The organism is Kribbella sp. NPDC050470, assembly GCF_044458365.1.
Classification (GTDB): Bacteria; Actinomycetota; Actinomycetes; order Propionibacteriales; family Kribbellaceae; genus Kribbella.
Map to the genome: position 1 here is coordinate 279904 of NZ_JBITHV010000004.1, position 26602 is coordinate 306505.

The 26602-nt window shown below is 69.5% G+C and carries 24 protein-coding genes; 8 read left to right on the plus strand and 16 right to left on the minus strand.

Annotated features, from left to right (window positions below; translation table 11 throughout):
* Positions 1-159: 159 nt before the first annotated feature.
* The 10 genes from ACIBGM_RS13415 to ACIBGM_RS13460 form a co-directional block, all read right to left on the minus strand.
* Positions 160-1812, minus strand: a complete 1653-nt coding sequence (locus ACIBGM_RS13415) for a cation acetate symporter (RefSeq protein WP_360527054.1) — start codon at positions 1810-1812, stop codon at positions 160-162.
* Complete coding sequence (locus ACIBGM_RS13420) at positions 1809-2150, minus strand: DUF485 domain-containing protein (RefSeq protein ID WP_360527057.1); 342 nt, start codon at positions 2148-2150, stop codon at positions 1809-1811. The genes ACIBGM_RS13415 and ACIBGM_RS13420 overlap by 4 nt, the downstream gene beginning before the upstream one ends.
* A gap of 97 nt (positions 2151-2247) precedes the next feature.
* On the minus strand, positions 2248-3111 hold the full coding sequence (locus ACIBGM_RS13425) for a class I SAM-dependent methyltransferase (RefSeq protein WP_360527060.1): 864 nt from the start codon (positions 3109-3111) through the stop codon (positions 2248-2250).
* Between the two features lie 38 nt (positions 3112-3149).
* Positions 3150-3887: a glycosyltransferase family protein gene (locus ACIBGM_RS13430; RefSeq protein WP_360527063.1), complete on the minus strand. Its 738-nt coding sequence runs from the start codon at positions 3885-3887 to the stop codon at positions 3150-3152.
* Positions 3875-4690, minus strand: coding sequence for a hypothetical protein (locus ACIBGM_RS13435; protein WP_360527066.1), 816 nt, complete (start codon positions 4688-4690; stop codon positions 3875-3877). The genes ACIBGM_RS13430 and ACIBGM_RS13435 overlap by 13 nt, the downstream gene beginning before the upstream one ends.
* Entirely contained in the window at positions 4690-6069 is a 1380-nt protein-coding gene (locus ACIBGM_RS13440; RefSeq protein ID WP_396385602.1) for a hypothetical protein, read from the minus strand. The genes ACIBGM_RS13435 and ACIBGM_RS13440 overlap by 1 nt, the downstream gene beginning before the upstream one ends.
* 10 nt (positions 6070-6079) lie before the next feature.
* Entirely contained in the window at positions 6080-7204 is a 1125-nt protein-coding gene (locus ACIBGM_RS13445) for an aminotransferase class I/II-fold pyridoxal phosphate-dependent enzyme (protein WP_360527072.1), read from the minus strand.
* Positions 7204-8184, minus strand: a complete 981-nt coding sequence (gene pseB, locus ACIBGM_RS13450) for a UDP-N-acetylglucosamine 4,6-dehydratase (inverting) (protein WP_360527075.1) — start codon at positions 8182-8184, stop codon at positions 7204-7206. The genes ACIBGM_RS13445 and pseB overlap by 1 nt, the downstream gene beginning before the upstream one ends.
* A gap of 121 nt (positions 8185-8305) precedes the next feature.
* Positions 8306-8740, minus strand: coding sequence for a type II toxin-antitoxin system VapC family toxin (locus ACIBGM_RS13455; protein ID WP_360527078.1), 435 nt, complete (start codon positions 8738-8740; stop codon positions 8306-8308).
* Positions 8730-8957, minus strand: a complete 228-nt coding sequence (locus ACIBGM_RS13460; protein WP_360527081.1) for an AbrB/MazE/SpoVT family DNA-binding domain-containing protein — start codon at positions 8955-8957, stop codon at positions 8730-8732. Before ACIBGM_RS13460 ends, ACIBGM_RS13455 begins: the two co-directional genes overlap by 11 nt.
* A gap of 111 nt (positions 8958-9068) precedes the next feature.
* Here ACIBGM_RS13460 and ACIBGM_RS13465 point away from each other — a divergent pair, with 111 nt between their 5' ends.
* Positions 9069-10091: a spore coat protein gene (locus tag ACIBGM_RS13465; RefSeq protein ID WP_360527084.1), complete on the plus strand. Its 1023-nt coding sequence runs from the start codon at positions 9069-9071 to the stop codon at positions 10089-10091.
* Here the strand turns inward: ACIBGM_RS13465 and ACIBGM_RS13470 are convergent.
* Positions 10084-12309, minus strand: a complete 2226-nt coding sequence (locus tag ACIBGM_RS13470) for a hypothetical protein (RefSeq protein WP_396385605.1) — start codon at positions 12307-12309, stop codon at positions 10084-10086. The two genes, ACIBGM_RS13465 and ACIBGM_RS13470, sit on opposite strands and share 8 nt — an antisense overlap.
* A 68-nt stretch (positions 12310-12377) precedes the next feature.
* On the opposite strand from ACIBGM_RS13470, the gene ACIBGM_RS13475 reads away from it, so the two are divergent.
* From ACIBGM_RS13475 to ACIBGM_RS13500, 6 genes are read left to right on the plus strand one after another with little or no spacing between them, the layout of a single operon-like run.
* Positions 12378-13352 (plus strand): glycosyltransferase family 2 protein, encoded by a 975-nt coding sequence (locus ACIBGM_RS13475; protein ID WP_360527090.1) that lies wholly within the window; start codon positions 12378-12380, stop codon positions 13350-13352.
* Positions 13353-13364: 12 nt separating this feature from the next.
* A complete protein-coding gene (locus ACIBGM_RS13480; RefSeq protein ID WP_360527093.1) occupies positions 13365-14117 on the plus strand; it encodes an N-acetyltransferase in 753 nt (250 codons plus the stop codon).
* 53 nt (positions 14118-14170) lie between these two features.
* Complete coding sequence (locus ACIBGM_RS13485; protein WP_360527096.1) at positions 14171-16453, plus strand: glycosyltransferase; 2283 nt, start codon at positions 14171-14173, stop codon at positions 16451-16453.
* A gap of 1 nt (position 16454) precedes the next feature.
* Complete coding sequence (locus ACIBGM_RS13490; protein ID WP_360527099.1) at positions 16455-17276, plus strand: hypothetical protein; 822 nt, start codon at positions 16455-16457, stop codon at positions 17274-17276.
* Complete coding sequence (locus ACIBGM_RS13495) at positions 17269-18924, plus strand: hypothetical protein (protein ID WP_360527102.1); 1656 nt, start codon at positions 17269-17271, stop codon at positions 18922-18924. Before ACIBGM_RS13490 ends, ACIBGM_RS13495 begins: the two co-directional genes overlap by 8 nt.
* Positions 18924-21110, plus strand: coding sequence for a glycosyltransferase (locus ACIBGM_RS13500; protein WP_360527104.1), 2187 nt, complete (start codon positions 18924-18926; stop codon positions 21108-21110). Before ACIBGM_RS13495 ends, ACIBGM_RS13500 begins: the two co-directional genes overlap by 1 nt.
* Here the strand turns inward: ACIBGM_RS13500 and ACIBGM_RS13505 are convergent.
* The 5 genes from ACIBGM_RS13505 to ACIBGM_RS13525 form a co-directional block, all read right to left on the minus strand.
* Positions 21043-22434, minus strand: coding sequence for a class I SAM-dependent methyltransferase (locus ACIBGM_RS13505; protein ID WP_360527106.1), 1392 nt, complete (start codon positions 22432-22434; stop codon positions 21043-21045). The two genes, ACIBGM_RS13500 and ACIBGM_RS13505, sit on opposite strands and share 68 nt — an antisense overlap.
* Before the next feature lie 103 nt (positions 22435-22537).
* Complete coding sequence (locus ACIBGM_RS13510; RefSeq protein WP_360527109.1) at positions 22538-22960, minus strand: hypothetical protein; 423 nt, start codon at positions 22958-22960, stop codon at positions 22538-22540.
* Positions 22954-23289: a hypothetical protein gene (locus ACIBGM_RS13515; RefSeq protein WP_360527112.1), complete on the minus strand. Its 336-nt coding sequence runs from the start codon at positions 23287-23289 to the stop codon at positions 22954-22956. Before ACIBGM_RS13515 ends, ACIBGM_RS13510 begins: the two co-directional genes overlap by 7 nt.
* A gap of 10 nt (positions 23290-23299) precedes the next feature.
* Positions 23300-24352 carry a pseudaminic acid synthase gene (gene pseI / locus ACIBGM_RS13520; RefSeq protein ID WP_396385606.1) on the minus strand — a complete coding sequence of 351 codons (1053 nt, stop codon included), beginning with the start codon at positions 24350-24352 and terminating at the stop codon, positions 23300-23302.
* On the minus strand, positions 24353-24856 hold the full coding sequence (locus ACIBGM_RS13525; RefSeq protein WP_360527118.1) for a GNAT family N-acetyltransferase: 504 nt from the start codon (positions 24854-24856) through the stop codon (positions 24353-24355).
* A 124-nt stretch (positions 24857-24980) separates the two neighbouring features.
* Between ACIBGM_RS13525 and ACIBGM_RS13530 the strand changes: the two genes are divergently transcribed.
* Positions 24981-26540 (plus strand): glycoside hydrolase family 10 protein, encoded by a 1560-nt coding sequence (locus ACIBGM_RS13530; protein WP_396385608.1) that lies wholly within the window; start codon positions 24981-24983, stop codon positions 26538-26540.
* Positions 26541-26602: the final 62 nt, after the last annotated feature.

A 26602-nucleotide genomic window follows, 5' to 3' on the forward strand; every position in this document is an offset into this window, starting at 1 on the left:
TATTTGCGCGCCTCGTCCTCCTGATCCACACCCCCAACCACCCCCTGCCCCCCCCCCCCGCCCCCCCCCCCCCGCCCCCCCCCGGCGGCCCGCCCCCCCCCCCCCCCCCCCCCCCCCCCGACTCTGTAGTGCCGAACGCTGGACCTGCCAGCGGGGTTGTCAGTGCTTGGCCGGGCCCTCCGCGCCGGCGCCGGTGAGGGCGCGGACGGACAGCTCGTTGTAGCGGGCTTCGCTGGACCGGTCCTTGCCGAGGAACGTGCCGAGCACGCCGAACAGGAAGCCGAGCGGGATCGACACGATGCCCGGGTTCGACAACGGGAACCAGGAGAAGTCGGCCCCGGTGATCATCGACGTCGGCGACCCCGACACGACCGGCGAGAAGAAGACCAGTACGACGGCCGACACCAGGCCGCCGTAGATGCTCCAGACCGCGCCGGCGGTGTTGAACCGCTTCCAGAACAGGTTGAACAGCAACGCCGGCAGGTTCGCCGAGGCCGCGACCGCGAAGGCCAGCGCGACCAGGAACGCGATGTTCAGCCGCTGCGCCGGGATCGCCAGCCCGATCGCGACCGCGCCGATGACGAGGGCCGCGATCCGGGCCACCCGCAGCTCGTCCTTCTCGGACGGCTTCTCCTTGGCCATCACGTTCGCGTACAGGTCGTGCGCGAACGACGAGGCCGAGGTCAGGGTCAGTCCGGCGACCACCGCGAGGATGGTCGCGAAGGCGACCGCCGCGATCAGCGCGAGCAGGATCGAGCCGCCGAGCGAGTCGGCCCCACCGCCGACGGACTCGGCCAGCAGCGGCGACGCCACATTGCCCTTCGATGTCTCGACCGCGGACCCCTTGGACGTGTCGAGCAGTGCGGCCGCACCGAACCCGAGCGCCAGCGTCATCAGGTAGAACGCGCCGATCAGGCCGATCGCCCACTGCACCGAGCGGCGCGCGGACCGCGAGTCCGGCACGGTGTAGAAGCGAATCAGGATGTGCGGCAGGCCCGCCGTACCGAGGACCAGGGCGAGGCCGAGGGACAGGAAGTCGATCTGGCCGACCAGGTCCTTGCCGTAGAGCAGGCCGGGCTGCAGGAACGCCTCGCCCTTGCCGGAATTCTCCGCCGCGGCACCGAGCAGGTTCGACAGGTTGAAGTCGAACTTGAGCAGCACCAGGAAGGTGATGACGATCGTGCCGGACATCAGCAGGACGGCCTTGACGATCTGCACCCAGGTGGTGCCCTTCATGCCGCCGATCGTCACGTAGACGATCATCAGCGCGCCGACGAGCACGATCACGCCGGCCTTCAGGCCTTCGCTCTTGACCCCGAGCAGCAGCCCGACGAGCGAGCCGGCGCCGACCATCTGGGCCAGCAGGTAGAAGATCGACACCACGATCGTCGACGTCGCGGCCGCGGTCCGGACCGGCTTCTGCTTCATCCGGAAGGCGAGCTGGTCGGCCATCGTGAACCGGCCCGAGTTCCGCAGCAGCTCGGCGACCAGCAGCAGCGCCACCAGCCAGGCCACCAGGAACCCGATCGAGTACAGGAAGCCGTCGTACCCGAAGAGGGCGATCGAGCCGGAGATGCCGAGGAAGGACGCCGCCGACATGTAGTCACCGGCGACCGCGAGGCCGTTCTGGGCGCCGCTGAACGAGCGTCCACCGGCGTAGTAGTCGGCCGCGCTCTTGTTCTGCCGGGACGCCCACCAGGTGATGTACAGCGTCACCGCGACGACCGCGGTGAACAGCGAGATGGTCAGCACCCGGTTGCCCGGCTCGGCGTCGGCAAGCGGGACCAGCGAGGGAATGCTCAAGACGTTCATCGGCGGCGCTCCCTCTTGTACTTGGCGTTCAGCCCGCTGGCGAGCGGATCCATCTTCCGGTTCGCGAACCGGCCGTACAGGGCCGCGATTACGAACGTGGAGACGAACTGCAGCAGGCCGAAGATCAACGCGACGTTGACATGGCCCACCACCTGCTGGCCCATGAAGTCGCGCGCCCAGTTGTTGCAGGCGACGTAGGCCAGGTACCAGGCCATGAACGCGATGGTCCACGGCACGACGAAGTTCTTGTAGCGCCGCTTCAACTCGGTGAAGTCGGCCGCTTCGTGTACGGCCTCATACGCGCGGGCGTCCCGCTCGCGTACCACATCCTCGTCCATGAGTTCGAGTTCCCCTCGTACTTCGACACAAACACGTGCACGTTAGCCGCTGGTGGCGCATTTGTGACCTACCGCAACCAAAACGTTTCGCGGGACTTCAGAGGTGCGGTGCCACCGGGGCGTCGAGAGTACGGCGGTAGTTCGCCAGGTCACTAGGGCGAGTTCGGTAACAACCGGTGAAGTACGGCATCCGCAGCGGCTCCGGCGGTCGCGCTGTGTTGTCGTAGATGGCGTTGATCTGGTCGAGCACGGACTCGCGGCGGGACTCGGTGAGGATGGCGACCCGGGAGTGTGACAGCGCGAGTTGCCGCAGCCCGGCGCGATCCAGGTCCTGCCAGTGCCGGAACCGGGCCGTCTCCACGCCCCCGAACAGGTCCGACTGCAGCAGGATGGGCACCGGGTCGAACTGGTCGCCGCCGAAGTCGTCGCCCATGATCGCGCGGTCCAGCCGCCGGACCCAGGGGACCACCCGGTCGGCGTCGTTCCAGAGCAGGCCGAGGACACCGTTCGGCCGCAGCACCCGGGCGATCTCGGGCAGCGCACGGGCGTGGTCGAACCAGTGGAACGCCTGGCCGACGATCACCGCGTCGACCGAGGCGTGCGCGAGCGGGATCGACTCGGCGGCGCCGACCATCGTGTCGATCCCGGGCCGGCGGCGGCAGATCGAGAGCATCTCCTCGGACGGGTCGACCGCGACCACGTCGTGGCCGAGCCCGGCCGCGACCGCGGCCAGCTTCCCGGTGCCGGCGCCGAGGTCCAGGATCTGCAGCCGGCCGGGACCGAGGATCCAGGTCAGCGCCTCGGCGGGAAACGTCGGCCGGGCCGCGTCGTACGCGGCCGCGACGGCGCCGAACGACTTGGCCCGGGCCGCGTCCATGGCCCGGCCGCCGTCGGTGCCGGCGCCGCCGTTCGGCGGGTCCTGGCCGGTCGACGGCGCGGGTGCTGGATCATCGGTGGTCATCACCGTAAATCATGCCGTAGCAGCAGGCTGCTGCGCTGTCACTCGCCGAGCTTCTTCTGCTCGATGTGTGCGTTGAGCGTGGCCAGTTCCGGCTGCGAGTCCAGCAGCGCGACCAGTTCGGCGCAGTTCAGCTTGTCCGCGGCGAAGTCCTCGATCAGGGCGCTGAGCAACTTCCGGTCGTCCTCGGTGTCCAGCGTGAGCCGGTACTGCGCGCCGCCGCCCGCCCACGGCAGGCTCACCAGCCGGACGTCGCCGGCCCGGTTCTGGTGCAGGTACGGCGTGACGTGCTCACGGTCGACCTGGAGCGTCGCCCGCTCGTCCGCCTCGAACAGCCGGGCCGCGGAGAACACCTCGTAGTCCATCCCGCGCGGGTGGGTGCGCTCGAGGCAGTTCGACAGGTAGACGCTCTCGTCGCCCTCGGCCCGGAACCGTTCGACGCCGTTGGCAACGATCTCCGGGTCGATCAGCGGGCAGTCCGACGTCACCCGGACCACGCCGTCCAGCCCGTACTCGCGGGCCGCGCCGGCGAACCGGCTGAGCACGTCGTCCTCGCTGCCGCGGAAGTACGGGATCCCGGCGCGCTCGGACAGCCGGACGATCGGGTCGTCGTTGGCATTCGTGGTCGTTGCCACGATCACCGGAAGCCCGGTCCGGCGCAGCCGGTCGACGTGGTGCTCGAGGTAGGTCCGGCCGCCCGCTTCGAGCAGCACCTTGGCCGGCAGCCGGGTGCTGGTCGCTCGCGCCTGCGTGACAACGGCAATCTTCAGGAATTCCACCGGAACATCTCCCGGATCTCGGCCGGGCAGGCGACGTGGTCGACTCCCAGCTCGGTGTCGGTGAACTCGCGGGCGGTCGCGAGGGGGACGAATGGCTGGTCCAGCTCGGGCCAGAGTCGCTTGATCCGGGCTTGGCCGCCGAACGAGGGGTGTTCGTTCTCCAGCACCATCGGGTCACCGTAGACCCCGGGCTGCAGGCCGAGCGAGGCGCCGTACAGGACGGCGGAGCTGAGCCGGTTGGAGGCGACGCGCCGATGTTTGCGGAGCTCGCGCAGTTGCTTGACCAGGAACTTGGCGTCGGTACGGCGCCAGTGCAGCCCACGGTAGCCGTGGGTGATGACCCGGAACCCGGCATCCTTGTAGACGTTTCGGATCGCGGGTTTCTCGAACTCGTTCCAGTACAGGCAGACCGTCACCGGACCGGTCTCGTGCTCGTTGATCGAGGCAACGATCCGGCCGTGGTCGCCGAGCACGTGCTGGCCTTCCCAGCCGTGGAACGGGTAGAAGATGGTGCCCTCGGCCCGCTTCGCGGGCGTGGCCAGCTCGGGGTGCACCTTGAGCAGGTACAGCCAGACCGAGCCGATCACGGCGTAGTTGCGCAGGCCCATCGAGTGGCCGCGCCGCCGGACGCTGTCGGACCAGACGTACTTCGGCATCCCCGGCGCGAACGCGGTGCCGTGGGCGAACCCGTCCAGGATGTTCCAGCCGTGCTGGAGGTATCCCCAGATCCGCGGCGGCTTCGCGAGTCCGGCGTACGACGCCATGATGTTGGCGTGGCCGTAGAAGTGGTTGGCGTGATGCATCAGCGCCGTACCTTCCGCAGCACCCGGCGGACCCGGCGGCGGACCACCCGGGCCGGGTTCAGCACCGCGTGACCGACCCGGTAGGGGAGCGACCGGCGGATCCCGCTGACCGTGCCCTCGAACAGGATCGCCCGCGCGCTGGAGGCGGCCAGCTCCTCGGACAGCCGCGCGACCGTCGCCAGTTGCTCAGCGCTGCCGAGCGGGCGGACCACCTCGATGGACTCCGGGAGCTCTTCAGGCACAGTGATTCCGGCCATCGAGGCGAGCCGTGCCGTCAGCTCGTGCACAGTGCCGCCGGCCGGCCATGGTTGCCGCGAGCCACTTTCCAGCGTACGACGGGCGAAGCGTGCCAGATGCCCGACGACGTCGAGCTCCTGCGCCTCCCCGAACAGCCGGTACGACGACCCGTCGAGAATCACGTTGTCCGGGGAGCCGTTGCCGCCGGCGTCGAGCCAGGCAACGTACTCGGGGATGATCCGGCGCAGGGTCGCCTGATCGTCCATGCGGAGGGCGGCCAGCAGGTGTTCCTCGAGCAGCACGCCTGGACCGGAGGGGACCACGTCGGCCGGGAGCGTGGCGGGCAGGTCGCCGGTGACGAAGTACCAGGCTGGTGCGAGCTCGAACGCCAGGCCGGCGTCGGCCGCGTCGAGCACGAGTCGGTAGGGATCCATCAGCGTCGGGCCCGCGTTGCGTGCGGCAACGGTCCGGGCGGCGGTGACGGCGGCCAAGCCCCCGACGGCCACGAGCGCGACCTGGGACTCGATCAACGACGGGAACACCGCGTAGGTCTTGGTGATGCCCGTGGCGCTCAGTGCTGCCTGCAGCGGCTTGAGGCCGGCGGGGGCGCTGTCGGCGACATCGCGACCCCAGTCCTCGTTGCGCGGGATCGCGGCGGCGATGCCGGGCTGGATCAAACGCTCGATACCGAAGGAGTTCGTGGCTCCGAGGAGCAGGCGGCCCTGTGGCGTGAGCCGGTCCGACAGTGCGGTGAGCGCATTCGCCCAGGTCAGCGTGGCAGTGTCGGGGCCGACGAGCCGTTCGAGTCCGTCCAGCGCGACGACGACGTCGTACGTCTCGTCGGTGTTGAAGCGGTCGAGGGAGCCGCAGTGCACGTCGCCTTTGGTGTCGGCGAGGAGTTCGGCGATCTCCTCGGCGTCCGGCGCGGATCGGACCAGGACGTCGACAGACGTCACCTGGCCGGCGATTCCGGTGAGCAGGTCAAGGGCGTGCGGCCCGGCGACCAGCACGGAGTCACCGGGGTGGAGGGCGGCAGTGAGCAGCGCCGCGGCGGCGGGTCCGGCGGCTGCGGGGCGAGCGTCGACCGGGTGCAGATCCGACCAGTTGAGCATCTCACCGCCGACCAGAATCGATCGGGTCACATCGAACACGTTAACTAACCAGCTTCACCAAGGTCTCGATCACCCGGTCGACGTCGCTGTCGGCCAGGTCCGGGAAGAGTGGGAGGGACAGTTCCTCGGCGTAGAACGCCTCGGCGTTCGGGCAGAGGCCGCGGCGGTAGCCCTGCTGCGCGAAGACCGGGTGCCAGTAGACGGGGATGTAGTTCACCTGGACACCGATTCCGGCGGCGCGCATGCCCTCGAACACCTCGCGCCGGCGCCCGCCGAGGACGCGGACCGGGTAGAGGTGCCAGGCGGGGTCCACACCCTCGCGCTGAACCGGGGTCCGCAGGCCGTCGACGTCGCGCAGCGCCTCGTTGTACCGCGCGGTGATCTCGGCGCGGCGGCGTTTGAATCCGGCCAGCCGCCGGAGTTGCGACAGGCCGAGAGCGCTGGCGACGTCGGTGAGCCGGTAGTTCACGCCGTACTCGTGGACCTCCTGGTGCCAAGGTCCCTCGTCGGTGATCTGGAACCGGTCCGGATCGCGGACCAGGCCGATGAAGTGGAACTCGTGGGCCCGTTGACCGATCGACGGGTCCTTGCAGACCACCGCGCCGCCTTCGCCGGTGGTCAGGTTCTTGGTCGGGAAGAAGGACACCGTGGTCACGTCGGCCAGGTCACCGACCGGACGGCCGTCGGCGCTGCCGCCGATCGAGTGCGCCGCGTCCGCCAGCGTGCGGGCGCCGACGCGATCGGCAATCGGCTGCAGGGCCGCATAGTCCGCCGCCTGGCCGGCGTAGTCGACGGCAGCAACCACCTTCGTCCGCTCGGTCACCGCCGCCTCGACCGCCACGGGGTCGATCAGCGCGGTGTCCGCGTCGACATCGGCGAAGACCACGGAAGCACCGAGCATCGCGGCGGTCGATGCCGTCGCGACGAACGTCATCGGCGTGGTGACGACCTCGTCGCCCGGCCCGACGCCGAGGGCGGCGTACGCGATGTGCAGCGCGGCCGTCCCCGACGTACAGCTGACGACGCGATGCCCGCCGGTCAGCTCGGAGACCGCGTTCTCGAACGCCGTGACCGCTGGCCCGGTGGTCAGCCAGTCCCCACGCAGTACGGCGGTGACCGCCTCGATGTCCTCGTCGGAGATGGACTGCCGTCCGTAGGGCAACATCAGTCACTCTCGAGGATCTTGCGGATCTCGTCGATCGAGTACCACTGGTCGTTGGTGTCCGAGGCGTAGTGGAACCCGTCCGGCACCGGGATCCCGTCCGACGGCGGCAGATAGCCCCAGGTGGCCAGGTCGGGCTGCAGCACGAACCGGTTGCCGATCGCGAGCGCGCGCCGGCCCTCCTCCGGGCTGATCATCTCCTCGTGCAGCTTCTCGCCCGGGCGCAGGCCGACGTCGTGCATCTTCGCGCCGGGCGCGATCGCCTCGGCCAGGTCGGTGACCTTCATCGACGGGATCCGCGGCACGTACAGCTCGCCGCCGGTCATCAGCTCGAACGAGTCGACCACGAACTCGACCGCCTGCGGCAGCGTGATCAGGAACCGGGTGCAACGCAGGTCGGTGATCGGCAGCGAGTCGCCGGCCGCGTGCAGCGCCTTGAACTTCGGGATGATCGAGCCCCGGCTGCCCATCACGTTGCCGTACCGGACCACGCTGAACCGGGTGTCGTACGCCGCCGCGTAGTGGTTGCCGTTGATGAACAGCTTGTCAGCGGTCAGCTTGGTCGCGCCGTACAGGTTGATCGGGCTGGACGCCTTGTCGGTGGACAGCGCGACGACCCGCTTCACCCCGGAGTCGATGGCCGCCTCGATGACGTTCTGCGAACCGATCACGTTGGTCTGGACGAACTCCCACGGGTTGTACTCACCGCTGTCGACCTGCTTCAGCGCGGCCGCGTGGACGACGTAGTCGACCCGGTGCATGGCCCGTAGCAGGCGGGACCGGTCCCGGACGTCACCGAGGAAGAACCGCAGCCGCGGATCGTCGCCGAACAGCTGCCGGACCTCCCACTGCTTCAGCTCGTCCCGGCTGAACACGATGATCCGGCGCGGGTTCAGCCGGTCGAGTGCGTGCCCGACGAACGCCCGGCCGAAGGAACCGGTGCCGCCGGTGACGAGGATGTCGGAGCCGGTGAGGATGGACACGTCGGCGGACCCTTCTGACGGACAGTTCCGACGGACAGTTCTGATGGCAGCACGCGCAGTGCAGACACGAACAATAGCTGCCCGGTTCGAGCCCCTCTCAATCCCGCGTCTCAGCGCGAGGTCAAGAGATCGCTTGATTGGGGGTGATCAGCTCGACCCTCGGGAAGTACGTCCGGAACGGCCTGGTGTCCCGCGTGATCAGGCGGTAGCGCTGCACTGCCGCGTGCGCGCCGATGTAGAAGTCGGGCAGCGGCGAGGTCTTCGCGCCGCCCCGCCGCCGGTAGGTCACGAAGGCGTGCGCGGCGAGGAAGCCGGCGTGGTAGGGCAACGGCTCGCGGCGGAAGTCCAGCACCGGGAGCGCGGCGTCGACGTCCTCGATCCGGTCGAACCCCGCGCACACCTCGGCGTAGATGATCGGGTTGATCGCCAGGTCGCCCTCGTCGCGCGCCCGGGCGACCGCGGTCGCGGACCAGTCGCCCCACTCCCGGTCGTCGGTCAGGATGTCGAGCAGCACGCAGGTGTCGACCAGCACGACCGGTTGGGGCTCAGTCGCCACGCAGGAGCTCCATCAGCTCCTCGGTGCTCATCTCGGTCGTCGCCCGGCCGCGCATCTCCCGCACCAGCCGCTGACCGCGGGTCTCCGCGTCGGCCACCCGGACGATCCGGAGTCCGTCGTCCGCCTCGATCACTGTCACTTCGTCCCCCTCGTGGAGATGGTGCTTGCGCCGGAGCTCGGCCGGGATGGTCACCTGGCCCTTGCTGTTCAGTCGCATCGTAGCCTCCCACGTAGTACGCGTCCTACGTATTACATGATATCCCCAAGTGCCACTTCTCACCCCGGGCCGGGGCCGGAAACCGGGTATGCAGCCGATACGGTCGGGGGCGTGGAGCGCGTCGGGGTTCGGTGTGATGTGGGGCCGGGGCGGGGGATCGGGCACGTGATGCGGTGCCTGGCGCTGGCGGAGGAGCTCCTGCGGCGTGGGCTCGAGGTGATCTTCGTCTGCGACGCGCACACGGTGCCGTGGGCCGAGGCGCAGATCGCGGCCCGGGGGATCGCGGTGGAGCCGGCGGTCTGGACGCCGGCAGAGCACACCGACCTGATCGCGCGGCTTCGGCTGGACGCCCTCGTCTTCGACTCCTACGACTTGGACGCGGCCGTGTATCCGGCTGTCCGCGCGACCGGCGTTCCCACGCTCGCGATCGTCGATGGTGACCTCCGTGGCGCCGATGCGGACGTGCTGGTGGACCAGAACCTCGCTGCCGAGCTGGACCGTCCGCAGCTGCCCGCCAGCAGCACCAGGCTGGCGGGACTGACCTACGTGATGATCCGCGACGAGATCCTCGCCCTCCGCCCGCTCGAACCCCCTGCGTTGCGGCCGGTTGCCGTACCGAAGGTGTTCGCGTTCTTCGGCGGGACGGACGCGTTCGGCGCCGGTCCGTACGTCGTACAGGCGCTGGCGGCGACCGGCGTACCGTTCGAGGCCACTGTGGTCGCGCCCCGGCCGGAGCTTGCGGACCAGATCGCTGCGGTCGAGCTCGGTCCGCAGCAGGGTGTCGCAGTCATCGGACCGACGGACCAGTTGGCTGCCGCGGTGCGCGAGGCCGACCTGACCATCAGTGCGTCGGGTACGTCGACCTGGGAGCTCCTGTGTCTCGGTGCGACGGCCGGGCTCGTGTGCGTCGTGGACAACCAGGTGATGGGCTACGAGCGTGCCGTCGCTACTGGTACGGCGGCCGGAGTCGGCGTCCTGTCCGACCTGAAGGCCGATCCGTCCGCGGCGGCCGCCGTACTCAAGCGCCTGCTCACCGATCCGGCCGAGCGAGCCCGGCTGGCGGCGGCCGGCTGGGAGCTTGTCGACGGCAACGGTCGCACGCGGGTGGCCGACGCGCTGCTGGCGCTCACCTGATCTCGTAGATGGTCGCGTCCAAGGTGGCGTGCCGGAGCCGGACGTAGTTGCGCAACGCGGGCGACACCTTCCCGGCCCGGTTGTCGGCGTACAGCCAGCGGACTCCGACGTTGCGCAGCCGCTCGATCGCCGCCGGATTGGACGCCGTGAAGGCGGCGTCGTTGGCGGCGAGTTCCGCGCGGTTCCAGTACGGGATCAGGCTCGGGTTCGAGTCGGTGGTGAGCGCGATCCGGTTGGCCTGGTTGGAGTAGGACCAGCCTTCGATCAGCACCGGCCGCTCGGAGAGCGCTGCGATCCAGAAGTGCCGGCTGTCGCACAGCACGTTGCGCTGGATGATGCAGTGCGCGTTCGTCGCCACCAGGTCACCCGGTTCGCTGTTCCGGCGCAGCCAGCGCGCCGCTCCGGCCTCGGCCGCGGTCGCTCCGCCTCGGCTGGGGTGCGCGAAGACCAGGTCCGACGCCTTCTGCGAGCCGAATGCCTGTAACGGGACAAGCGCCGCGCCGACCATGCTCGCAGCGACTCCGGACGCCAGGAAGGCGACCAGAACGTTGCCCGGCCGCCGCAACACCTTCCAGGCAAGGGCAATCACCACAGCGACTGCGACGAGCGCAGCAGTCGTCCATAGCCACGGCCCCTTGATCCCAGGCAGCTCAGTGGACTCCAGACGCGCGTACCCCAACGCCACCAGGCCACACAGCCCAGCAGCACCCACGAGTACGACGCCGCGCCGATCGCCAAGCCGCCCCACCAGGTTGGCCAGGCCGACACACGCGAGTACGGCGACCACCGGAAAGGCTGTCCGCACGAAGTACAGCTGGCTGATCCCCGACTGGGTCGTCAGCAGCGTGCCCAGCAATCCGGCGAACGCGAAGCCGACCAGGAACACCGTGGCCGGATCACTCCATTTCCGACCGAGGAACAGCAGCCCGGACGCTGCGAGTCCCCAGCTCAGCAAGGTCGTCGCAGCAGACAGCAGTTGCGCATGCGGCTCCGCCACGAGCATCGGGTACGGCGCCAGCTGCACGAACGTCTGGAACGGCTTGATCTCCGTGCCCCACGTGCTGCCTCCGAAGATCACCACCAGCGCGGCCAGGAAGAGCCCCAACGACAGCAGGCCGCCCCAGAACGCCGTACGCGTGCTGCGCCGCGTCATCGCCAGGTGCACGAACGCGAAGCCGAACCCGAAACCCAGCAGCGGCAGAATCGTCGCCTTCGCGCCGGCCGCGACCAGCGCGAGCAGGACCAGGAGCACCCAGCGGCTGCGTGGCCGGTCCGCCCGCAGCAGGTCGACGGCCACGAGGCAGAGCGCCAGCGCGATCAGCACGCCGAGGTTCTGCGTCGGACTCAGGTACGCCGCCACCCCGGTCGAGACCCCGCCCAGGCCGACGTCGTCCAGTGGCTGCAGGGTCCCACCGAGACCGGCGACGAGTACGGCGAGCGGCCCGGCCCAGGTCGCGCCGGACTCGGCGGTCGGGGTGAACCGGGTGGTCAACGCGAACACGAGCCCGCAGCCGGCGAGGAACAGCGGCAACCAGGTCAGCGAGTGGATCAGGTCGGTCAGGTCGATCCGCGTCGCCCACGCCGTCGCAGCCGTCGCCTGGTGGAAAAACGAGTGGTACTTCATCGGGTCGCCGCCCAGCCACAGCGTCGAGATCGGTACGTCGTACTTCGCGCTCGCAGCCAGCGCCTGTTGGAACGCGAGGTCCGGGTACGACCGCAGCGGGTCGGTGTACGCGGGCAGGAACTGACTTGGACCGCGGCGGTAGACGATCAGAACGACTACTGCGGTCGCCGCCGCGAGCAGCCAGGCCTGCAGCGGCCGGACCGGCTGGTCGACCCGGCGCCACACCCGCGCCCGCACGTCGCTGTCCGCGAACGTGATCAGCAGCACGACCGGCGCCCAGACCCACGACCACGCCTGCAGCCCGATCGACGCGCTGGCCAGGTAGACCACGATCTGGCCCGCGGTCCCGACCGCGAACCCGGCCGCGAAGTCCTCGACCAGATTGCGCGCGTAACCGCCGACCAGCCGCCACAGCGCGAACCCGGGCAACGCGATCCCGAGCCCGGTGAACAGCACGAACCGCCCGACCTCGGTGAGCGTCGAGTGCTGGAACAGCAGCACGACCGCCAGCACCAGGACGGCCAGGCCCGCGAGGAGGCCCGAGAAGGAAGGCCCCGCCGTTCGCGGTCCCCGCCGCCTCGCTTTCGCGCGCATGTCGTAACACTAATGTGAAACCTGTCATGTCACGAACGCGGAGCGTCACCACGAGTAGTGTCCGAGTCATGCGAACCGAGGCCCTGGCGCTCTCCGTCGTCGTACCGATGTACGACGAGGAGGAGGTGCTGCCGATCTTCTTCGAGCGGATGCATCCGCTGCTGGACGGCCTCGGGATCTCCTACGAGTTGTTGGTGGTCGACGACGGCAGCCGGGACCGGACGGCCGATCTCTTGCTGCAGGCGGCGGAGGCGTGGCCGCAGCTGCGAGTCGTGCGGCTGCTCCGGAACAGCGGTCATCAGGCCGCGCAGTCCGCCGGCTTCCGGCGGGCCCGCGGTGAGTTCGTCGTGACGATCGACGCCGACCTGCAGGACCCGCCGGAGGTGATCGCGGATTTCCTCAAGGTGGCCCGGGACGAGGACGTCGATGTGGTGTACGGCGTGCGCGCGGACCGGTCGAGTGATTCGTGGCCGAAACGAACCACTGCCCGGTTGTACTACCGGCTGATGTGCCGGTTGGTCGGCAAGGACATCCCGTTCGACGCGGCCGACTTCCGGCTCGTGTCGCGCCGGGTGGTCGATGCCGTCAACGCGCTGCCCGAGGACGGCCGGGTGTTCCGGCTGGTGATCCCATGGCTCGGATTCCCCAGCGCCGAGGTGAGGTACGTCCGGGCGGAGCGGGCGGCCGGGACGACGAAGTACAACCTGTCGAAGATGCTGCGGTTGGCGTTCGACAGTGTGACCGCGTTCTCGGCGGCGCCGCTGCGGCTGGCGACCTGGCTGGGGTTGCTCGGTGGCGCGATGTCGGGGCTGTTCGTGGTCGGTGCGTTGATCATCAAGCTGACCGGTCGCAGCATTCCGGGCTGGACCTCGACCGTGCTCGCGGTGAGTGTGATCGGCGCGATCCAGTTGCTGTGTCTGGGCCTGTTGGGTGAGTACGTCGCCCGCCTGTTCCAGTCGAGCCAGCGCCGCCCGCAGTTCCTCGTCGGCTACGACAGCCTCGACGACTCGGGCCACCACACCTTCTCAGAGGACAACGACTAAGCTCCCTGGCCTATGAGTTGGTACGACGCGCTCGAGGCCGGTGAGTTGACCGTGCGGCCGTCCGTGGACGCGGCGAAACGGTTCGGGGTCTCGATCGACCGGATGTCCGTGTCCGCCTCGGCCGGCACGCCGCTCGCCGAGGTGCTGGCCGCGGTCGAGAAGTCGACGGCCGACATGGTCGTGCTGCGCTACCCGGCCCGCGAGAACACCTGGTTCGCCGCGCTGGCGCGCGGACCGCGGCGGGCGCTGCTCGCTGACACCGTCACCTACTGGGCCCTCCCGGTCGGCAAGGGCCGCCGGCCGGCGCCGCTGGCCGGGTTCACGGCACGGGTGGAGCCGTCGGCCGATGTCATGATGCTGGACGACCTGGTCGCGGACGTCTTCGGCGACTCGGGCAACCACTACTGCGCCAACCCGATGTTCGACCGCGGGCTGGCACTGGCCGGCCGGCAGGAGTGGGCCCGGCGCCGGGTCGCCGCCGTGGGCGCCGTCGTACTGCGCGGGCCGGACCGGCGCGTGCTCGCGCTGGGCTCGATCGACCAGCAGCGCTCGTGGACCGAGATTCAGTTGGCCGGCGTCGTACCCGCCGAGCAGGGCCGCGGTCGGTACGGTCACCTGCTCGCGGCGATTGAGGACTCGTGCACGACCCGGCGGTTGGTGGTGTCGACTCAGTCACACCACACCGGCATCCAGCGCGTCTGGGCCCGCTACGGATTCGAGCCCGTGCATAACCTTCTGACCGTTCACCTCGTTGCGGCTTCGTAGAGAGTGCTTTGGGGGGCACCCACTGAGCGACCGCCGAGGGGAGTATTGCCGGAGTGACGCCGCGGCTGAGCGTGGTGGTGCCCTTCTACAACGTCGGTGAGTACCTCGAGGACTGCCTGGACTCGATCGCCCGGCAGGCCTGGACCGACTTCGAGGCGATCCTGGTGGACGACGGTTCCCCGGACGACAGCGCGGTGGTCGCGAAGGAGTTCTGCGCCCGCGACGCCCGGTTCCGGCTGGTCCAGCAGGAGAACGCCGGCCCGGGACCGGCCCGCGACACCGGGATCCGGGAGGCGACCGGCGAGTACCTGGCCTTCGTCGACGGCGACGACTTGGTCGCGCGGTACGGGTTCGCGGCGCTGATCCGGACCCTGGACCGGACCGGCTCGGACTTTGCCGGCGGCAACGCGCGCCGGTTCAACAACAGCTTCGGCGTCCGGCCGTCCTGGCTGCACCGGCAGCCCTTCGCGCGCGTCCGGCACGCCACCCACGTGTCGGAGTTCCCCGACCTGGTTCTGGACCGGATGCTGTGGAACAAGGTCTACCGGCGCTCGTTCTGGACCGAGTACGGCTACCGCTTCCCGGCGATCCGCTACGAGGACTATCCGGTCGCGCTCAAGGCGCACCTGGACGCGGTGACTGTGGACACGATCACCCAGTCGGTCTACTACTGGCGCGAGCGCGAGTCGGGCGAGTCGATCACCCAGCAGAAGTTCCAGCTCGGCAACATCCGCGACCGGGTCGTCTCGGCGGGGATGGTGATGGACCTGGTCGAGGACGCCCTGCCGCTGGTCCGCCGCCGGGTGCACGCACACCTGGCCCAGATCGACCTGCTCACCCTGCTGTCCGCGTTCGGCTCGGTGCCGGCCGAGGAGGAGCAGCACCTGGTCGACCTGTCCCGTGAGCTGCTCGACCGCCTCGACGACTCGGTCCTGTCGGCCACCCACCGCTACGACCGGATCCAGCACGCAGCCCTCCGGACCGGTGACGTCGATCTGCTCCGGCAGCTCGCGCTCTTCCGCAACGGTGGCGGTCTGCGCGGCGGTGCGCGGGCAGTGCCCCGGCCGCGGCGGCCACGGCAGCTCGACTACAACTACCCGGGCCTGCGGACGGCCGCCGTACCGCAGGAGCTGTACCGGGTGGCGGACCGGGATCTCACGCTCGCGACGAGTGTGCGTCGGGTGGCCTGGGTCGACGGCCGGCTGTCGGTGCAGGGTACGGCGGAGATCCGGCACCTGGAGACGGAGCCTGGGTCGACCCTGCAAATCTCGCTGGTCATCGAGGACGTGCCGCACCCGCTCGAGGTACGGCGGTACGACGCGCTGGACCTGCACGGCGACACCACACTGGTCGGGTTCGAGGTGCTGCTCGACCGTGAGCTGCTCGCGGCCTGCACAGGGACGCCTGCGCACTTCGACGTCCGGATGCAGTCCGGGAGGCGGCATCGGCGGGGCGTGCTCGGTGGGCAGGGACCGGGGAGTCCCGGGTGGTCGCCGGGAGCGTGGATCGACGAGACCAGCTGGATTCAGCCTGGACCCGGGAAGGGTGGCTGCTTCGCCGTACGGCGGCTCACGGATCCCTGCCGGTTGACGTCAGTCGAACGGACGCCGGATGCGCTCGTCCTGCACGGTCGCTCGTCGTTCGGCGACCCGTCGTTGTTCGTGATCCGGCCGGTGGTCGGTGGCGAGGAACAAGTGCCACTGGAGGTCGAAGGTCGCGACTTCACCGCCCGGCTGGCGATGCAGGACCTGCTGGCGCAGGCCAATCCGGACGACCCGTTCGGGCAGCGTACGACGCGGGTGCTGCGGCTCCGTGGTCCCGGCGGGGAGCAGCGGGTGTTGCTGTGGACGGCAGGTGAGTCCGCGGTCTCCCAGACCAGCGACGGCCGAGTGGTCACGCTGACCCGGTCCACCGGCGGGTACGTGAATCTGCACGAGTCGCCGATCCGAACGACGGCCACCCTTGCGGTTGCTGACGGCAACAGCTTGGTGGTGCGCGGTGTCGACGGCGGCGACGTCGCCTTCAGCTGGCGGCGCTACCTGCCCGACTCCGACGACCACGTCGACGTGGCATGCCGCCGTACCTTGGCCGTCGATGGGTGGTCTGCCGCTGTGGAGATCGACGCGTTGATCCCGGCCGCGGCGGTCAAGGTCTCCGTCGACCCGCTGGCCTCGCTGGCGGACTGGATCCTGTTCGCGACCAGGCCCGACAGCCGGTCGCATGCCGTGCAGTGCGAGCCGTTCCTGTGCAGCCGCTTGCCGTTGACGATCGCGGCCGGCCGGCACGCGCTCGCCGTACGACCGCACGCCGGCACGTTGCACGTGGAGGTCCGCTGACATGCATCACCACAATCACTACTACGGCCAGGCCCACATCCTGGCGCGCTACGCGGGCTTCGACTTCGACCACCCGCCCCGGCTGCGCGGCTACCTGCAGCACGGCTGGAACATCGGCTGCGGCTGGAACCCGGTGCACGAGTTCTACGACGGCGCCTGGCGGTTCACCTGGAGCGACGCGCCCCGTCGGCGCGGGCATGCCCTCGGCCGGCGGAACTACCACAGCATCGGCGCGCCCTTCCTCTACCTGCTGGAGCTGGAGCAGGAGGCCGAGCCGGTCGAGCGCGAGGGCACGCTGTGGTTCCTGTTCCACGGGTGGGAGGGCGGCAAGATCCACGGCGACCACCAGCGACTGATCGACGAGATCCGCGAGACCGAGCCCGGCCCGGTCACCTTCTCCTTGTACTACACGGAGTACGAGCGTCCGGAGGTACGGCGGTACTACGAGGACGCAGGCTTCCGCGTGGTGTCGTTCGGCCGGCGCGGGTTCTCCTACGAGGGCACCGACCGGCGCTTCCTGTTCAAGCAGCTGGACGAGCTCCGGCGGCACAAGCGGGTCGCCGCCAACCGGTTGTCGACGGCCATCTTCTACGGCGTCGCGGCCGGCTGCGAACCGGCCGTGTACGGCGACCCGATGGAGATGGAAGGCGAGAACCCGCTGTTCGGCGGGCAGGGCCGGATCGAGCGGCTCTGGCCGGAGATGCTCGGCAAGTCGATCGACCTCGAGGCCGCCCGGGCGACCACCGACCTGGAACTCGGCAAGCTGTGGATGGCGCCGGCCGCCGAGCTACGAATGCTGTTCGATTGGAGAGAACGTGTCTGAGGTCCAGGTGGTCCGCGGCGAAATGCAGCCGTGGACCGATCACACGACGGTGCGGCCTGCCTTGGCGGCGGTGCTGGCCGGCGTTCTGCCCGCGAACCGGCGGACCCTGATCCTCGGCCCGCACTCGCCGCTGCTGATCGAGTCGGTGCTGGCGCACTCCGCGGACGTGACGATCCTGGTCCGCTCGGTCTCCGACGCCCAGGAGCTGAGCGAGAGCTTCGGCCCCTGCCTGCAGGTTGTCGCGGGCGCCCTGGACGGTCTGCGGGCTGAGCCTTTCGACGTGGTCGTCGCGGCCGACGGTCTCGATCGGGTGCTGGGGTACGACAGCGACGAGCTCAGCTGGACCGAGCGCCTCGCTGCCGTTGCCGCGCTCGCTTCGTCCGACGCTGTCGTCGTACTGGGGCTGGAGAACGAGTTCTCCCTGCTGAACCTGCTGGACGGTCGTCCGGCCGATCAGCGTCACGGCGACGACGAGTGGCGTCCGCTGCACGACGACCCGACCCGTCCGGTGTCAGTCGAGCAACTTCGGTCCGCCTTGCCCTGGGATGCGCAGATCTACGCCGACTTCGGTTCCCGCGCCTTCGTGACCGCCGAGGTCGCCGCGGCTGCCCGCCCCGGAGAGCTGCCGACCCGGCTCGCGGTCGAGGCGCTGGAGGCAGTCGACGTTCCGCTCCTCTCACCGATCGCGGAAGGTGTCGACTCCGCGGCACGGGCCGGCCTGCTGGCATCTCTGCCGACGGGGTGGCTCGCGGTCTCCGGCACGCGTGCGGCCCACGACCTCTACGTGCAGACCGGACCGGCCGTGCTCACGGCCGACAAGGCTGACGACCGTTGGCGGACCGCGGTTGATGGTGGCGACGGGTTTGGTTTCGACGCGAGCGTCGTACCGGCTGAGGTGCCAGCTGGTGTGACCGTCGAATCTGTCCTGGTCCGGTTGGCCGCGGCCGAGGACGTGCCGGCATTCCGCAAGCTGGCTGCCCGGCTCGGCGAATGGGCCAGCGACTCCCGCGTCATGCTCCGGTGGGACGACGTCGTGGTCGACGAGGAAACCTTCGCGTACGGCGTTTCGCCCTGGGCGACCGAGGAGCCGACCGACAAGGCCGACCTGCTGGCGGCCGCGTGGTCCCGGTTCCACGACCGGCTGATCGGCCGGCACCGGCGCCACCCGTGGCCGCCGTGGATGATCGGCGACGACCTGATCGCCACCTGGCTGGGAATGTCCGGCGTCGAGCCGCCGGAGCAACTCCCGGCGTCCTCGTCGGACAGCGCGTCCGAGTCCGTCGACCACGTTGCCCGCGGCAAGGAAATCGCGGCCGCGCTGGCCGAGTCGCTCGAGACCCGCGAGCAGGCGGCGGTCGACGTACGGACCGTGATGGCCGACGCCCAGCGGGCGCGGCAGGAGCTGTTCGAGCTGAAGGGGCACGTCTACGGGCTCGAGCGCACGCTCGGGTTCCGCAACAAGGCGATGAAGACGCGTGAGAACCGGATCCGTGAGCTCCGGACCCAGCTGCAGAAGCTGACCGTGGACCACGCCCGGATCCGGGGATCGCGCACCTACGCGGTCTCCCGGGTGATCTTCCACGCGGCGCAGATCCGCCGGCCGCACGTGGTGGCCCGCAAGCTGTCGCGCCGGCTGCGCAGACGCTGATGACACCGCGCCTGAGTGTGGTGGTGCCGTTCTACAACGTCGGCGCGTACCTCGGCGACTGCCTCCACTCGATCGCCCGCCAGACCTGGTCCGACTTCGAGGCGATCCTGGTCGACGACGGCTCGCTCGACGACAGCGCGGTGATCGCGAAGGAGTACTGCGCCCGCGACTCGCGGTTCCGGCTGGTCCAGCAGGACAACGCCGGGCTCGGTCCGGCCCGCAACACCGGAGCCGACCACGCCGTCGGGGAGTACGTCGCCTTCGTCGACAGCGACGACCTGGTCACCCGGCACGGCTTCGGGCTGCTGGTCCGGACGCTCGACCGGACCGGGTCGGACTTCGCCGGCGGCAACGCGCGGCGGTTCAACAACAGTTATGGCGTCCGGCCGTCGTACCTGCACGGGCAGTGCTTCACCCAGGACCGGTTCGCCACGCACGTGTCGGAGACGCCCGAGCTCGTGCTCGACCGGATGGTCTGGAACAAGGTCTATCGACGCTCGTTCTGGACCGAGTACGGCTACCGCTTCCCGGCAATCCGGTACGAGGACTACCCGGTCACCCTCAAGGCGCACCTCGACGCAGTCACCGTCGACATCCTCGCCACGCCCGTGTACTACTGGCGCGAGCGGGAGTCGGGCGACTCGATCACCCAGCAGAAGTTCCAGCTCGGCAACCTGCGCGACCGGGTCGTCTCGGCCGGTCTGGTCATGGACCTGGTCGAGGACGCACTGCCGTCGATCCGCCGCGGAGTACATGCGCACTTCACCCAGATCGACCTGCTCGCACTGCTGATGGCCTTCGCAACCGTGCCCGCGCAGGAAGAGCCACAACTCGTTGATCTGGCTCTGCAACTGCTCGATCGGCTGGACGAGTCGGTGCTCGACGAGGCGCCGCCGCTGCACCGGATGCAGTACGCGGCACTCCGGTCCGGCGACGTCGAACTGCTTCGTGAGCTCACCACGTCCGACGCGACGCCCCAGTCGTGGCGGCCGTCGAAAGACGATCTGACCCTGGCGACGAGCGTGCGCGAGGTGACCTGGGTCGACGGCAACCTGTCGATCAAGGGCACTGCCGCGATCCGGCACTTGACGGACCGTGGCTCGTCGAGTCTGCGGATCGCGCTCGTCATCGCCGACAGGCACTATCCGCTGCGGGTACGGCGATCCGGCGTCGACGAGTTCGAGGTCGTCCTGGACCAGTCGTTGCTCGCCAAGTGCACGGCTGGGCCGGCGCACTTCGACGTACGTCTGCGAGTCGGTCGGGTCCGGCGGCATGGCGTGCTGCGTGGGCAACGCGCCGGCAGTCCGGGGTGGCCGCCCGGTGCATGGATCGACGAGACCAGCTGGATTCAGCCGGGTCCCGGGAAGGACGGTTGTTTCGCCGTACGGCGGCTGTCGGATCCGTGCCGGTTGACTTCGGTCGAGCAGACGCCGGACGCGCTGGTGCTGCACGGCCGGTCGTCGTTCGACGAGCCGTCGTTGTTCGTGACCCGGCCGGTCGCGGGTGGCGAGGCCGAGGTGCCGCTGGAGGTCGACGGCCGCGACTTCACCGCGCGGCTCCCGATCGGGCCGATCCTCGAGGAGACGAACCCGGACGACCCGTTCACCCAGCGGACGACGCGGGCGTTCCGGCTCCGCGGTCCCGCCGGGCAGGACCAGGCGCTGCTGTGGACGGCCGGTGACCGATTGGTTTCCCATGCCGAGGGTGGCCGGGCGGTGATGCTGACCCGTTCGACCGGCGGGTACGTCAACCTGCACGAGTCGCCGATCCGGACCACCGCCACCGCGGCGGTTGCTGCTGGCGACATGTTGGTCGTGCGCGGTCCGGACTGGGGTGACGTCACGTTCGCCTGGCGGCGGTACCTGGCCGGCTCGGACGACTACGTGGACGTGTCGTGCCGACGGACCTTCTCGGACGACGGCTGGGCGGCGGTGGTGGACGTCGAGGCGTTGATCGCTGCCGACGACGCGGAGTGGGTTCTGTTCGCGACGGTGCCGGACGGTTCGTCACACGCCGTACAGTGTGAGCCGTTCCTGTCCAGCCGGTTGCCGTTGACGATCTCGCGGGGCGCTCACGAGTTCGCCGTACGACCGCAGGCCGGGACGCTGCACGTCCAGGTCAGCGACGCGCGACCAGCAGTTGGTGGGTGTCCGGCCAGTCCAGCGGATCGCCGTCGGGCGTCGTGATCGACGCGACGGGGGCGATGCGGTTGTCGATCACCCAGTCGTTGCGCCAGGCCTTCGAGGCCGGGTCGATGGTGAACCCGGCCTGCTCGGCGACCGCGCACCAACCGGAGAAGTTCAGCCCGCAGAACTGTTCGTGCGTCTCGCTCAGCCAGTTGTCGACGTAGTCCTTGCGGGTCAGGAAGTCCATCGCGTCGGCCAGCCGGAGCACGAGCCCGTCTTGGCGTACGTCGTACTCGAAGGGGACCTTGGCGTTCCGCCGGAAGTCGTGGGCGAACTGGAAGAACCTGGCCCGGGTGGAGAGCTTGCCGACGTACGCCGCCGGGTCGTCGAGGGACTCGAGCTCCGTCACCCCGTCCGGGTTGACGCCGTCGCTGTCATCGAGCCGCAGTACGACGGGACGATCGGGCTCGGCCGGACCGCAGACGTCGGAGTTGACCCAGACACCTCCGGGCGCGGTGTGCGCGAAGAGCGCGTCGGCGAACCGCTGGACAGTGGCAGGGCGTGAGCCGTCGGCGTACGACCAGATCTCGTGGGTGAGGGCGAGCGTGAGCGTGCTGTGGATCGAGCGGGCCGGGAAGACGGCCGAGCCGAGCATGTTGCGCTGGTAGAAGTAGACGTTGGGGTTGGTGAACAGACCCTGTTCCTTCTTGTGCACGCACTCGGCGTACAGGTGCCGGGCGACCTCGACGCCGATCAGGTCCGACTCGTGGAAGCGCGGGTCCGCGTCGACGAGTTGGAGGGTCGCGCCGGTCGCGCAGCCGATGTCCAGGATGCGACCGGGCTGCACGAAGTCCTTGATCTGCCGCCACTTCCGGTCGGCGGCGGTCTCGAAGGCGTCGGCGTACGTCTTGTAGTCCCGCGTCGTGGTCAGCCCGCCGTCGTCGCCGACCACCGGGTCGTTGACGCAGCGGGCGATGTGCGCGTCCAGGCCGTAGCGCTCGAACACGTCCACCGTCGCCGGGTGGGCGAGCTCCCGCCACTGGTCATTGCCGTCGGCAATCATTAGGAGGACGTCCCACGGCCGCGCCACCCCGGGCGGCTCGACGCCGATCACGTCGTACCCGAGCTGCTCGTAGAGCTTGCTCACCTCGGGCGTCGAGCACGCAACCACCGTGTTCTCCGGCGTCAACCGCACCAGATCATCGGTCCCCGCCTCGATGGCCTTGACCGTTACCTCTGCAAACTCGTCCGTCGGCCGGGTGTCCACTACCCCGACCACCACTGACCGGATCCCCTCCACCACACTGAACCGCTCGATAGCGGCCTCCCGCCGCCCCACCCCCACCGGATTCCGCTTGGTCGTGTGGTGATTGGCCGAAGTCACCGCCCAAACCACAGTCCGCCCGTCCGCATGCCCCTGCAGAAACCCCGCCTGAAACCTCGTCAGCACATGATGCCGCCCCGGAAACAACAAGTACCCGGACATCTCAGCGCTGTTTCATCTTGAGGGTTGCCCCGACGGCGAAGGCTGCGGTTCCCAGGACGACCACGATGACGGAGATGACGGTCAGAGCCGTGGTCACCTCCGTCGGGGTGAGCAGGAGGGCGGCACCGAAACCGCCGGCGATACCGAGGAGGAGACCGCCGACACCGAGCAGGACGTCGGATCCGCCCGAGGGGGTGGACAGGCCGAGGTGGGCGCCGGCCTCGTGCACGAAGGTCTTCGAGACGGTCGCGGCGCCCTTGCGCCGGGCGATCCGTTCGGCTTCGTTGCGTAGCTCGGCGGCGTGCCGCCGAAGCGTTGCCTGGCCGGCGTCGCGGGCGTCCTCGTGCCATGGGAGGCGGGCAGCCCAGTCGTCGTCCGGGTCGGCGCCGGCGGGGCGACGGCTCGGCACGCTTGGCTTCACCAACGGAGTTCCTTGCTGCCGCCCGGTACGACTTCGCGGTCGGCGAGCGCCTCGTGCCAGGCCTGGTCGGCCGCGGTGAAGACGCGTGGTGGCTGCCGCGGGAACACGCTCCGCCGGAGGGCGAGCCCGCCGATGACGAGCGGGATCGCCGCAAGTGAAGTCACCGTGAGCGCCACGGGATAACCCCAGGCCTGTTCCGCGCGATCGCTGACGATCTCGGAGAGGAAGCTGAACAGCACCGCCACTGCAATCGCGACGAAGGTCGTCAGGACAGTCGGCCAGCTGACTCGCTTCTTCATCATCACCGCCTCGACGATCGGCGCCGGAGCCACGAACCCTATCTCAGAGCAGGTCCCAGGTGAGGGGGGTGCCTGCTTGGGCGTTGGTGCGGAAGGGGCGGCCGGTTACCTGGGCGAGGAGGTCCGGGGCGAGGCCGCCGGCGGGGCGGATGGAGCGGACGTTTTCGGGGGTGACGAGGTCGCCGGCCTGGACGTCCTTGGTGACGTACAGGGAGCGGCGGAAGCGGAGGACGTTCTGCTCGGCCTGTTTGGGGCCGATGATCGGCTGGCCGAGGGCCAGCTGGGCGATGCGGGTGTTCTCGACGAGTGACTCGAGCTCGCCCGGCTCCAGGGAGAAGGCCGAATCGACGCCGCCGTCGTCGCGCTTCAGGGTGACGTGCTTCTCGATGACGGTGGCGCCGAGGGCGACGGCCGCGATCGCTGCGCCGATGCCCATAGTGTGGTCGGACAGGCCGACCTGGACGCCGAGCGCGTCGCGGAGGACCGGGATCGCGCGCAGGTTGGACTGCTCCGGCGGCGCCGGGTAGCTCGCCGTGCACGAGAGCACGATGATCTGCTCGTTGCCGGTCGAGCGGGCCGCGCGGACCGCGGCGTCGATGTCGGTCAACGTCGCCGAGCCGGTCGAGATGATGATCGGCTTGCCGGTCTCCGCCATCCCGCGGACCAGCGGCAGGTCGCCGATCTCGTTCGAGGCGACCTTGTACGCCGGGACGTTCAGCTTCTCCAGGAAGTCGATCGCGGTCTGGTCGAACGCTGACGAGAACGCCACCAGGCCGAGCGACGTGGCCAGCTCGAACAGCGGCTCGTGCCACTCCCAGGGGGTGTTCGCCTCGGCGTACAGGTCGTACAGGCGCGCGTCGGCCCACAGTTCGTGTTCGGACGGCAGCCGGAACGCGGGCAGGTCGACGTCGAGCGTCATCGTGTCCGCGGTGTAGGTCTGCAGCTTCAGCGCCTGCGCCCCGGACTCCGCGACCGCCCGGACGATGTCCTTCGCCCGCTCGAGATCGGCGTTGTGGTTGCCCGACATCTCCGCGATGACGAACGGCTGGTGGTCCGGACCGACCTGCACGCCGCCGATGTCGATCGTGGTGCTCATCTACTTCCCCTGTCTGCGGTCCTGCTTGCGCAGGCTGATCGGAATCACGGTCAGCTCGCGGCCGTCGGCGTACCGGGTCTCTGGCGTTCCCTCGGTGAAGCGGAACCGGCGGTTCATCTGCCGGACCACGGTGTTGTGTTCCAGCACCTCGCCGGTGAGCAGGTCGACGCCGAGCACGTCGAACGCGTACGACGTCGCCTCGCGCATCACCTCGATCCACGCCGGCAGCGTCTCGCCGCGCTCGGCCAGGCCGTCGGCGTCGAGGAAGAATCCCCAGGCGGCCGTGGATCCCTCGAGGTCGAAGAAGTTCACGACCCCGGCGGTCGCGCCGTCGCGTTCGTAGATCAGCACCCGGCGGCTGGCGTCGGCGGACGCCTTCGCCCACCACGCGGCGTGCTCGTCCGCCCCGATCTCGTGCGAGGTGATGCTGACGTCGCGATTGGCCTGCTGGTTCCGCAGCCGCCGGATCGTGTCGACATCTCGTTCAGTGGCGCTGCGCAGCATGCACCTAACCTAGCGCCTCGTCGAGGGGCGTTCGGCACCTCGACGAGGCGCAGCGTCTTCTCTGCACCGCCCTTCGTGTGTAAACATCTTTCGAGTTCATCGGCGAAGATGGTCGGAGAGTGACATGAGAGTCTGGCGAGTCATGGGCGTCCTCGGCGTGGCGGCAGGTCTGTTGCTGAGCGGTCTGACCGGTACGGCGTCCGCCGTACCCGCACCTCATGACCGGTGCGAGCCCAGCGCATCCACGCCGCTCCGGCAGTTCCGGGCGAGCTGGGTGGCGTCGGTCGTGAACATCGACTGGCCGTCCAAGACCGGTCTGACCGCGGCCCAGCAGCAGGCCGAGCTGATCGGCTGGCTGGACGACGCGGTCCGCCAGCGCCACAACGCCGTGATCCTGCAGGTCCGCCCGACCGCGGACGCGTTCTGGCCGTCCAAGGTCGAGCCCTGGTCGCAGTACCTGACCGGCAAGCAGGGCGGCGACCCCGGCTACGACCCGCTCGCTTTCGCCGTCGCCGAGGCGCACAAGCGCAACCTCGAGCTGCACGCCTGGTTCAACCCGTACCGGCTGTCGATGGGCACGGACATCAACGCGCTCGTCCCGACGCACCCGGCGCGGCAGCACCCGGACTGGGTGGTCACGTACGGCGGGAAGCTCTACTACAACCCCGGCATCCCCGCCGCCCGCAAGCTGGTCGAGGACGCGATCATGGACGCGGTCGCGAACTACGACATCGACGGCGTGCACTTCGACGACTACTTCTACCCGTACCCGGTGGCCGGACAGGTCTTCGACGACGCGGCGACGTACGCGGAGTACGGCGCCGGCTTCCCGACGCTGGCCGAGTGGCGGCGGAACAACATCGACCTGCTCGTCCAGGAGATGCAGCAGCGGATCAAGGCCGCCAAGCCGTGGGTGAAGTTCGGCATCTCGCCGTTCGCGGTCTGGCGCAACAAGGGCACCGACCCGCTCGGCTCCGACACGACTGCCGGCGTCCAGACGTACGACGACCTGTCCGCCGACACCCGGCGCTGGGTGCGCGAGGAGTGGATCGACTACATCGTCCCGCAGGTCTACTGGGCCGGCGGGTTCGCGCCGGCCGACTACAACAAGATCGTCCCGTGGTGGGCCGAGCAGGTGCGCGGCACCGACGTACACCTCTACATCGGCCACGCCACCTACAAGGTCGGTACGTCGACCCAGTCGCCGGACTGGTCCGACCCGGCCGAGCTGAGTGACCAACTGGCCTTCAACACCGCGGTCCCAGAGGTCAAGGGCGACATCTACTTCTCCGCGAAGGACGTCCGCGCCGACCGCCTCGGTGCGACCACCCTGCTCAACAACATCTGGTACACCCGCCCGGCCCTCATCCCCACCATGCGCAACCTGGACTCCCGCGCACCCCTCCCCGTCCACGCCGTCCGGGCCACTCGCACCGCTGACGGCGTCGAGCTCACCTGGCGCCGTACGTCATCCGACACCACGTCATACGCCATCTACCGCCGGGAGCTCACCGGCGGCGACCACTGCCCCGACACCGACGCCCGCAACCTGATCGCCACCACCCGCACTCCCACCTACACAGACCCCACCGCAACCCCCGGCAAGCCCTACCTCTACACAGTCACAGCCCTAGACCGCCTCGCCAACCAAAGCCTCCCAATCCCGGCACTGGTCGTGCGCTGACTTGCTAACGGTAGTGTTAAAGAGCTGCTAAAGGTAGTCTTTGAGTCCTGCTAACGGTAGTC

Bases quoted from the DNA above. Each gene is read 5' to 3' on its own strand.
- pseI (WP_396385606.1), bottom strand. From the start codon at position 24,352: ATGAGCACCACGATCGACATCGGCGGCGTGCAGGTCGGTCCGGACCAC.
- ACIBGM_RS13530 (WP_396385608.1), top strand. From the start codon at position 24,981: ATGAGAGTCTGGCGAGTCATGGGCGTCCTCGGCGTGGCGGCAGGTCTG.
- ACIBGM_RS13470 (WP_396385605.1), bottom strand. From the start codon at position 12,309: ATGCGCGCGAAAGCGAGGCGGCGGGGACCGCGAACGGCGGGGCCTTCC.
- ACIBGM_RS13480 (WP_360527093.1), top strand. From the start codon at position 13,365: ATGAGTTGGTACGACGCGCTCGAGGCCGGTGAGTTGACCGTGCGGCCG.
- ACIBGM_RS13435 (WP_360527066.1), bottom strand. From the start codon at position 4,690: ATGCATCACGCCAACCACTTCTACGGCCACGCCAACATCATGGCGTCG.
- ACIBGM_RS13490 (WP_360527099.1), top strand. From the start codon at position 16,455: ATGCATCACCACAATCACTACTACGGCCAGGCCCACATCCTGGCGCGC.
- ACIBGM_RS13500 (WP_360527104.1), top strand. From the start codon at position 18,924: ATGACACCGCGCCTGAGTGTGGTGGTGCCGTTCTACAACGTCGGCGCG.
- ACIBGM_RS13475 (WP_360527090.1), top strand. From the start codon at position 12,378: ATGCGAACCGAGGCCCTGGCGCTCTCCGTCGTCGTACCGATGTACGAC.
- ACIBGM_RS13460 (WP_360527081.1), bottom strand. From the start codon at position 8,957: ATGCGACTGAACAGCAAGGGCCAGGTGACCATCCCGGCCGAGCTCCGG.
- ACIBGM_RS13425 (WP_360527060.1), bottom strand. From the start codon at position 3,111: ATGACCACCGATGATCCAGCACCCGCGCCGTCGACCGGCCAGGACCCG.
- ACIBGM_RS13415 (WP_360527054.1), bottom strand. From the start codon at position 1,812: ATGAACGTCTTGAGCATTCCCTCGCTGGTCCCGCTTGCCGACGCCGAG.
- ACIBGM_RS13445 (WP_360527072.1), bottom strand. From the start codon at position 7,204: ATGTTGCCCTACGGACGGCAGTCCATCTCCGACGAGGACATCGAGGCG.
- ACIBGM_RS13525 (WP_360527118.1), bottom strand. From the start codon at position 24,856: ATGCTGCGCAGCGCCACTGAACGAGATGTCGACACGATCCGGCGGCTG.
- ACIBGM_RS13420 (WP_360527057.1), bottom strand. From the start codon at position 2,150: ATGGACGAGGATGTGGTACGCGAGCGGGACGCCCGCGCGTATGAGGCC.